The organism is Microcystis sp. 49638_E5 (genome assembly GCF_021300285.1).
Lineage (GTDB): Bacteria > Cyanobacteriota > Cyanobacteriia > Cyanobacteriales > Microcystaceae > Microcystis > Microcystis aeruginosa_C.
The window spans coordinates 1-7,484 of the sequence record NZ_JAJTDH010000123.1; the positions used below are offsets into that span (position 1 = coordinate 1).

Sequence of the window (7,484 nt, forward strand, 5' to 3'; positions counted from 1 at the left end):
ATCTTTTTTGATTTTCTGAGCCTTGTCCATAATTAAAGTTATTAAAACATTGACTTAGATTATAGCATTTTTTTCAGAAATTGGTTTCCACGTCTCAAATGTAAATGCTATATCGATGACTAACAGTGAAAAATAACGATGATAACGACGACATCGTTGAAATTCTTTCTCGCCCAAGGAGAGAATCTCTCGACGATTATTGACCCCGGTTAGGCTATCAGTTCTGACTAGCTTTTCTAGTTGAGAGTTGATATTTTTAAGTTCTTCTTGAGTTTTTTTCATTTCTAAATGAATTTTAACTCTGGCTAACAGTTCCCAACTATGAAAGGGTTTATTTATATAGTCCACAGCCCCAGAATTAAAAGCATTGATAATATCTTCTTTTTTGTTACTATCTGTTACAAAAATAATCGGGATATGAGCGTATAAATTATCACTTTTTAGCCTTTTACAAACTTCTATACCCCCTATTTCTGGCATCATTAAGTCAAGAAGAATTAGGTCAGGATTAGCAGTTTTTACTCGTTCTATTGCCTGTTGAAAACTACTAGCAAAAATGGTGGCATAACCAGCAGAATTAAGAATCTCCAGAGCCAATTGGAGATTTTGACTGACATCATCAACCAATAAAACTAGACAGTCTTCAGGACGAAATTTAATCATCACCAGTAGGTATAATTAATCAAGTTAAGAACAAAATAGAGATACAATTATTAGTGATACAGCATTTCTCATAAAGATGAAGTATGATGGGATCGGGAATCACCCCCAAAGGTCAAGCTGTCCCTAGTTTATAGAAGTCCGCTTTTTTCGACTAGAATAAAAAAAGCCAGCCAGAATAGCCACAATTAAGAAAATTTCTCCTCTTAGACTTGACGTGAAAGAGTCCCTCAACCCTACTTCTTTGGATCTCAAAACCATTTTTCCCTTTAAACTCGACGACTTCCAGCAATCGGCGATCGCCGCTCTCGCCGCCGGTAAATCAGTGGTTGTCTGCGCTCCCACGGGTTCCGGCAAAACTTTAATCGGAGAATACGCTATCTATCGCGCCCTAGAAAGGGGCAAACGGGTTTTCTACACCACTCCCCTGAAAGCTCTTTCTAACCAAAAATTCCGGGATTTTCAAGAAAAATTCGGTCGTACCCCCACCGATGGCGATGAGGATTCCCCGCTGCTGTTTGCGGAAGTGGGATTGATTACCGGCGATGTGGTGATCAATCCCTCAGCGTTAATTGTAGTCATGACTACAGAAATTTTTCGCAATATGCTGTACCAAACTCCGATCGGTGAGGTAGGCACTTCCCTAGAAAACGTGGAAACCCTAGTTCTCGATGAATGTCACTATATCAGCGATCGAGGTCGCGGCACCGTTTGGGAAGAATCAATTATCTACTGTCCCCCTAGTATCCAATTAGTTGCCCTCTCCGCCACCATTGGCAACCCGGGGGAACTCACCGACTGGATTAACTGGGTGCGGCAACTGCCCCAACCCAGCGACAATAAACAGACCTCCAGCTGCGAGCTAATTAACTCCGATTTTCGCCCCGTCCCCCTGCGCTTTTATTTCGCCAATAAAGAGGGATTATTCCCGCTGCTCGACCCAAAACAGAGCAAAGTTAACCCGAAACTACGCTCAAAAGTCGGCCACGGCAAACCCCGACGCTTAAAACGAGAAGATTGTCCCACCATCGCCTCCATTGTCACCACGCTGCGGGACAAGGATATGCTCCCGGCCATTTACGTCATTTTCAGTCGGAAAGGTTGCGATCAGGCGATTCGAGAGCTAAAAAACCTCAATCTCGTTAATCCAGAAGAAGCTAGAGCCATTTACTACCGGTTACTCATTTTCTTTCTGGAAGATAATCCCAATCTGCAAGAACTCGCCCTTTCCTTCTTTGCCGTCGAAAATCCGCCCCTACACCAAAAATTACTGGCTTTTTTCGCTAATAACCCCCAGTCTGACGAGCAACTCCTCAGCCTCTTAACCGCCGACCCCGAGACGAAAAATCAACTGTTTGAATTCCTAGCCAGTGCTTCCCAACTGGTGCGCGCCGACCAAGTGGAACCCCTCACCCGGGGCTGTGGTGTTCACCATGCTGGGATTTTACCCCTCTGGAAAGAATTAGTCGAACAACTCTTTGAAGCCGGTTTAATTAAGGTGGTTTTTGCCACCGCTACCCTCTCGGCCGGGATTAATATGCCCGCCCGCACCACCGTCATCTCGGCCCTCTCCAAGCGCACCGATGATGGTCATAGTATGCTGACTCCCTCGGAATTTGTCCAGATTGCCGGCCGGGCCGGTCGCCGGGGAATGGACGCGGTGGGCCATGTGGTGACAGTACAAACGCCCTTTGAAGGGGCAAAAGAAGCGGCTTTTCTGGCCACCGCCCAACCGGAACCCCTGCAAAGCTGTTTTGCGCCCAGTTACGGCATGGTCTTAAATCTCCTGCAAAAACACAGTCTAGAGGAGGTAAAAGACCTCTTAGAGCGCAGTTTCGCCGAATATCTCGCTCGTTTGAAGTTAAGCCCCGAACGACAACAGATTACCGCCTTAACCACCGAATTAGCTAAGTTGGATATGGAGTTAGCCGGTATCGAGCGGGAGCAGGTCTTCAGTTACGAAAAGCTACGGGAAAGACTGCGGGAAGAAGAAAGACTGTATAAAATCCTCGCTAGTCAGTCAGAGGCCCAGAAAAGACAGGAAATACATCTAAAATTGCCGAATATTCCCGTCGGAACTATCCTCCATCTCAAGGGCAAACATATTAAGGTTCCCGTCCCCGTCCCCGCTATCTTTGTCAATACCCTGCACGGAGCCGGTCAAGTGCGAACTCTTGTTTGTTTAGGCAGTGATAATCGCTGGTATTTAGCCGCCTATGCCGATATTAGCGAGATTGATCGAGGTTTTATCACTCCTGCGGCATTAGGCGAACTGATACCCCCTTCCCTAGAAGCTGTTTCCCTAGGAGGGTGGCGCAAGGGTGAGGAAAATACTCAGGCGATCGCCGATTTAATCCCCCAACAAGTGCAGGGCATCCCACCAGTGGCGGAACTGGCAACACAATCACAAAAAATTGAAATTGTCAATAGTCAAATTGCCGCTCATCCCCTGCAAAAACGCAAAAATCCGGGGCGATTGATGAAATTATACTACGATCGAGAGCTTGCTCGCGATAAGTTACACAAGACCCAGATTAAATACCAAAAACAACAATCGCGTAAATCCTACTACTGGGAAGAATTTCTGAATCTAATCGAGATTTTGCGAGAATTCCAAGCATTAGAGGTTTATTTGCCCACTCCCCTCGGAGAAGCGGCGGCCACTATTCGCGGGGAAAATGAACTCTGGTTAGGATTAGCGATGATGTCCGGAGATTTGGACAGATTGACTCCTAGCCAACTAGCCGCCGCCATCAGCGCCATGATTACGGAACCCCCTCGCCCCGATACTTGGTGCAATTACCCGCCTGTGCCAGAAGTTATCGATATTTTGCGGCAAGGAGAAGGAAATTCCCCCGGTCTGCGAGAAGTTCGCCGTTTACTCTATCAAGCTCAATCTCGCTACGATATCACTATTCCCGTCTGGTTAGAAACCCAACTGATGGGGATTGCCTCCCGTTGGGCCCAGGGGACATCCTGGCCGGAATTGTGCGAAAATACTAGCCTCGATGAGGGAGATCTAGTGCGATTATTGCGGCGCACCGTCGATGTTCTCTGGCAAATTCCCCAAATTCCCCGGGTTTCCCAAGTCCTTAAAGATAATGCCCGTCTCGCCGTCACAGCCATGAAGCGCTTTCCTTTATAAATTGACCGCTCTTTTAAACAATGGGAGATGGTAGGGAAAGTAACTGTTGGTGAATCTGCTCGATTAGGGCTAAAATTTGCTGATAATTTTGGTGCAATCCCTGGTGATAGAGGTGATTTGCTCCTTGATTTAAATCCGCTAAAGCCGATTGATAATAACCCAATTGATGCCGCAGTAATCCCCTTCTAATATAGGCATCGGCATAAAAAGGATCGATGGCAATCGCTCGATTTAAATCGGCGATCGAGCGTTCGTATTCACCTAATTGGTGAGCGGTACAAGCTAGATTATAGTAGGCTGAGGCGTTATTTTTATTTAACTGGAGAGCTTGATTAAAATCCGCTTTGGCTGAGGTAAAATTGTGGAGGGCTAAATGAGATAAACCTCGATCATTATAAATAGTGGCTAAAGTGTCGGGTTGCTGGTTAGTAACTTGACGCAAGGATTGATTAAAATCGGCTAGGGCAAGGGGATAATTTTTCATGGCCGCCTGAACTAAACCCCGATTATAGTAGGCTTGATAATAGGTGGGTTTTAGTCGGATAGTCTGGTTATAATCGGTCAGCGCCTGTGGATAATCTCCCAAACGATAAAAAGCTAAACCCCGATGGAAATAGGCTAGATAATTATCGGATTGCTGTTGTAAAGAGCGGGTGCAATCTTGCCAAGCGTGGAGATAATCCTGCAAATAAATCTCAGTTAAACAGCGATTACTGTAGGCTAGGGCCAAGTTATTTTCCTGTTCGACCGACTGATTGAAATCCTGCAAAGCTTGCTGATAATTACCTGCCTCTAGTTGTTCAATTCCCGATCGCACCCAGTAGGATAAATGTACTGGTTGAGCCGCTTTTCCCTGCCGAGGCCATCCCCCCAGCACAAGCGAGCAGAGCAGTGCAACCATAACCAATCCACCGAGGCGAGGAAGAAAATTTTTCAAAACCGTTGACATAGGAGTACCTTTGTGCATATACTCCCAATTCTGAGGAAACTTTCTCGATCGATCAACAGACAGCCTGTCAAATGCAGGAGACTCCGAGACAGGAGACTCCGAGACGGTCGGCAGGGGATTATTTTTATTTATTCTCCCCACTTCATAATTCATAATTCATAATTCATAATTCCTACACTCTGGGCTGCGATAAACTAATAAAAGAAAGATTGTCACCGAGCAATTATGATGGCGTTACTCGCTAACGCAGTTGACACCCGATAAATGATACAGGAGTTATCTATGGAAACTATTTTTATCCCCCACCTCCTCAAATCTCCTGATCGACAAAGAGTGATCATCATCGATAATTTTATCCCCGGTCTAGAAACCTTGACACCGGTGCGGGGGACCTTGCTGGTTAGACATGGGGGGAATTTTTTGGAAGTATCGGTGAAAGCAGAAACCATCGTCACCTTAACCTGCGATCGCTGTTTACAACAATATAATCATCGTCTGCAATTAAACACTTCCGAATTAATCTGGCTAGACAAAAATAAAGACTACGATAGCTCCTATCCTCTAGAGCGAGAAATAGCCTACGAAGACCTCTCGGAAACCCTCGATCCTAACGGGGATTTTGACCCGCAAATGTGGTTATACGAGCAGTTGTGTCTAACTTTGCCCCCCCGTCAACTCTGCGGAGCCAATTGTCAACCACCCGATTTTTTTCTTCCGGAAAATACTGCCATCGATGGTCGTTGGGCCTCCCTAGAATCCTTGAAAAGTCAGTTATCTCAATCGCAAAATTGAGCCTTGATGCTGATTTTTTTCGGGTTTCGAGCCACAAGAAAAGCGATCGAAACCCGATTTTTTACCGGCCCCAAATCTTTTTCAGGACAGTTTCGGGGGTAATATCGGCGACTTTTCCCGTATTAGCCTCAATATATCGATGCAGCTCTCCCCCACTCGGTAAAACTCTCTTAGACAACGAAGGAACCAGCAGAGATAGGGTATAGGTTCCCACGGCCACGGCTAACTGTAAAGGGACACTTTCGGTAGCTAACAATAAATTAGCCCCGGCGATCATAGCCGCCATTTTACCGATATCGCCCGTTCTCGACACTTTTAAGTTATTATCCATGGCCTTGAGGGCTAAAACCCAAGCTTCATCCAATTCTCCCTGGATCGCGACAATTGGTAAATCCGGTTGTTGATGGCGAATACCTTGGATAATTTCTAGCCAACTCTCTAGGGGATAAAGCGTTTCCAGTCCTTGGCTGATGCTGAGATCGCTACCGCCGGCGTAGAGGAGAATATAGCCGCTATCCTTGATATTGAGGCGTTGCTGCTCCATTTCGGCCCAATCGATATCATCGCGATTCAAGGTTAGTTTTAAAGGTGGACAGGGTGCGGCAATCTTTAACCCTTTGACCAGTGCCTGATAATGATCCGCTAGATAGCCTTCCGTTGGCCGGGGTACTTGTTGCGATAAGAACCAGCTGCCATTATTTTCGTAGCCTATACGGTTAGGAACACCATTTAACCAGAGTAAAAGATTGATAGCAGGACGATTGGTGAGACTAATGGCGATTTCGTACTCCCGGTCCCGAATTACTCCCAAAATATTTAAATAATCCGCTAATCCGTACTGATCTCGATAGTCAAATAAAAGCACTTCCTTAACCTGGGGACAGAGACGATAGGCAGCTTTTGCCCTAGGTTCGACCAAAACATCAATGCTGCTTTGGGGGTAAGTTTGCTGGAGGGTTTCTAGAGTGGGAAAAAACAGCAGTTGATTGCTAATTCCTCCCGGTACAAGGGTTAATATTCGCATTTTATCTGGATATACCTGAATCGGTCAGCTTAATTTTAGCAGTGTCCCTCGTTATTCACTAAATCCGGGCAGCGATGTTTTTTCTCAACAGAATGCGATCGCAGATTCTCTTAAGTATTACCGGAAGGATTAGAGCCGTACATAGCATTTAAAACCAAAGCGGGGTCAACGTATTGATTGCCGTACATCAGTCCCCAGTGCAGGTGTGGTCCGGTGGTGCGTCCGGTCATTCCCACTCTAGCCATGCGGGCCCCTGCTGGTATATCCTGACCGAGAGTAAGGACGATTCCTCCTGACCTGTCAATTAAAAAAGTACCACGGCTGTCGGATTGAACCGAACCCATGAGATGACAATAAATATGCGTCCATTGACCCGATTGCATCTTAATCATGGTGCCACAGCCTGTATTATCCGATAATTCGACGATTCTGCCGGTCCACCAATTGCGAATATAACTGCCCAAGGGTGCGGCCAGATCTAACCCGGCATGAAATTGTTGACTACCATCCATGGGAGAGAAACGATAACCGAAACCGGAGGTATAGGTTTGAAAGTTTTCCACGGGAAAGGAGGCCCCGGCCCAAGCATTTTGAGCCATGAGGGTGGGATTAGCTTTAACGGGGTGTAAACGGTCAAATCCTAGAGAAATTAACGTGACAAGACAGCTAATCGCTAAAAAACGCAGTAATTTAACAGGCAGATACTTTAGCATGAGACTTACTCCAGACACCACAATTAAATATAGTTAGTAAAAGTATAGTCAAATATAGACAGACTGAATTCCATTTCAGAAATTCCCTTCACTTTTACTTCGAGAGATTGATTCTCCTTGGGTGAACTACGCACCTCTCTATCCCATAGCGGTTAAACACATTTGGGAATGCTTTTCGTAAAATATTGTAGGAACCCATGA

The 7,484-nt window shown here is 45.8% G+C and carries 5 protein-coding genes and 2 pseudogenes; 2 read left to right on the forward strand and 5 right to left on the reverse strand.

Annotated features, from left to right (window positions below):
• Window positions 1–108 precede the first annotated feature (108 nt).
• Window positions 109–663, reverse strand: a pseudogene (locus LW728_RS21155) (GGDEF domain-containing response regulator); the annotation flags it as partial.
• Between the two features lie 214 nt (window positions 664–877).
• Between LW728_RS21155 and LW728_RS21160 the strand changes: the two are divergent.
• Window positions 878–3,805, forward strand: a complete 2,928-nt coding sequence (locus tag LW728_RS21160) for a DEAD/DEAH box helicase (RefSeq protein ID WP_002801861.1) — start codon at window positions 878–880, stop codon at window positions 3,803–3,805.
• A 13-nt stretch (window positions 3,806–3,818) separates the two neighbouring features.
• Here the strand turns inward: LW728_RS21160 and LW728_RS21165 are convergent, their stop codons facing one another.
• A complete protein-coding gene (locus LW728_RS21165; RefSeq protein WP_287768099.1) occupies window positions 3,819–4,772 on the reverse strand; it encodes a tetratricopeptide repeat protein in 954 nt (317 codons plus the stop codon).
• A 264-nt stretch (window positions 4,773–5,036) separates the two neighbouring features.
• On the opposite strand from LW728_RS21165, the gene LW728_RS21170 reads away from it, so the two are divergent.
• Window positions 5,037–5,546 carry a YceD family protein gene (locus LW728_RS21170; RefSeq protein WP_002801863.1) on the forward strand — a complete coding sequence of 170 codons (510 nt, stop codon included), beginning with the start codon at window positions 5,037–5,039 and terminating at the stop codon, window positions 5,544–5,546.
• Window positions 5,547–5,607: 61 nt separating this feature from the next.
• On the opposite strand, the gene LW728_RS21175 is transcribed toward LW728_RS21170, so the two are convergent.
• The 3 genes and pseudogenes from LW728_RS21175 to LW728_RS23300 form a co-directional block, all read right to left on the reverse strand.
• Window positions 5,608–6,570, reverse strand: a complete 963-nt coding sequence (locus LW728_RS21175; protein WP_287668598.1) for a glycosyltransferase family 9 protein — start codon at window positions 6,568–6,570, stop codon at window positions 5,608–5,610.
• A gap of 110 nt (window positions 6,571–6,680) precedes the next feature.
• The gene (locus tag LW728_RS21180; protein WP_002801865.1) at window positions 6,681–7,283 is read right to left on the reverse strand and encodes a M23 family metallopeptidase; all 603 of its coding nucleotides are present in this window, start codon (window positions 7,281–7,283) and stop codon (window positions 6,681–6,683) included.
• 94 nt (window positions 7,284–7,377) lie between these two features.
• A pseudogene (locus LW728_RS23300) lies at window positions 7,378–7,484 on the reverse strand (IS200/IS605 family accessory protein TnpB-related protein); the annotation flags it as partial.

Excerpts from the sequence above, each read along its gene's own strand:
- LW728_RS21170 (WP_002801863.1), top strand. The coding sequence starts at position 5,037 with ATGGAAACTATTTTTATCCCCCACCTCCTCAAATCTCCTGATCGACAA.
- LW728_RS21175 (WP_287668598.1), bottom strand. The coding sequence starts at position 6,570 with ATGCGAATATTAACCCTTGTACCGGGAGGAATTAGCAATCAACTGCTG.
- LW728_RS21180 (WP_002801865.1), bottom strand. The coding sequence starts at position 7,283 with ATGCTAAAGTATCTGCCTGTTAAATTACTGCGTTTTTTAGCGATTAGC.
- LW728_RS21165 (WP_287768099.1), bottom strand. The coding sequence starts at position 4,772 with ATGCACAAAGGTACTCCTATGTCAACGGTTTTGAAAAATTTTCTTCCT.